General features: G+C 46.1%; 2 protein-coding genes. Both read left to right on the top strand.

Translation table 11 applies throughout. The features are described from left to right. A partial coding sequence (locus tag R7Q47_RS24850) for a FimV/HubP family polar landmark protein (protein ID WP_318089950.1) occupies positions 1 to 544 on the top strand: 544 nt, incomplete at its 5' end. 89 nt (positions 545 to 633) lie between these two features. Further along, positions 634 to 1,323, top strand: a 690-nt coding sequence (gene truA, locus R7Q47_RS24845; RefSeq protein WP_318089948.1) for a tRNA pseudouridine(38-40) synthase TruA, incomplete at its 3' end; no start/stop codon positions are given.

Here is a 1,323-nt window from a genome sequence, read left to right as displayed (position 1 = left end):
TGGCAAGCTCGACAGCGACACCATTGCAAGTGCAGGCATGGATTTCGAAACCATGTTGGATGTCGGTGATGACTGGGATGGTTTTAAGCCAGCATCAGACATGCCTGAACCATCGGTTACGGAAGAAGTCCCTGAAGACCAGCAAGAAGTGTGGAGTTCGAGCGAAGCGCTGACTCAACCTGAAATCGCGCAAGAGAACTGGGCCGAGCAGGAAGATCTTGATGACTTTGACCCTAAGAAAAATCAGTTTATGACTATTGATGAACTGATGGCTCAAGTGGACAAAGAAGGTGGTGAGTTTGAAGAGCAAGAACTGATGCTCGATGTCGGTTTGAATGAGTTCCCTGATGTGATTGGTGATATCGGTGACGTTGATGTAGATACCAATGCAGAAGCAGCAGGTAAGTTGGACCTTGCTAAAATCTATCTTGAAATGAACGATCCTCAAGGTGCGATCAAACTGTTAGAAGAGGCGATAGTTTACGGTGAAGATGACATTCGCCGAGAAGCGAAAAACCTCATCGATACCATAAACGGTCGATAAATCAAAAACGGTAGCGAGAGCTGCCCTTTTTGTATCTGAAGGGACTTGAGTATATACTTCCCGCCCCATTTTAGAGTTCGAAGGTTAAGATGAGAATCGCATTAGGTATCGAATACAACGGTACAAATTATTTTGGTTGGCAACGCCAAAGAGAAGTGAAAAGTGTTCAAGAAGAACTAGAGAAAGCGTTGTCCATCGTTGCGAACCACCCTGTCGAAGTGCAGTGTGCAGGTCGTACTGATGCGGGTGTACATGGTACGGGACAAGTTGTTCACTTTGATACCAACGTTAATCGAAAAATGGTGGCTTGGACGATGGGCGCAAATGCGAACATGCCAAGTGACATCGCTGTTCGCTGGGCAAAAGAAGTTCCTGATGACTTCCATGCGCGATTCTCAGCAACAGCGCGTCGTTACCGCTACATCATTTTTAATCACGCATTGCGCCCAGGCATTTTGAACTCGGGTGTGAGCCATTATCACGGCGAGCTAGATGAAAAGAAAATGCATGAAGCCGGGCAATATTTGTTAGGTGAAAATGACTTTTCATCATTCCGTGCAGCGCATTGTCAGTCGTTGAGTCCGTGCCGTAATTTGATGCACGTAAACGTCACTCGTCATGGTGATTATGTTGTTATCGACATTAAAGCGAACGCGTTCGTTCACCACATGGTTCGAAACATCACAGGTAGCCTGATTAAAGTTGGTCGTGGTGAAGAAAAACCAGAGTGGATCAAGTGGTTGCTTGAGGCAAAAGATCGCAAACTTGCAGGTGCAACA

Source organism: Vibrio sp. Vb0349 (assembly GCF_033338975.1).
Note: the sequence above shows the minus strand (reverse complement) of the source record. Positions and strands in the feature narration are given on the sequence as shown.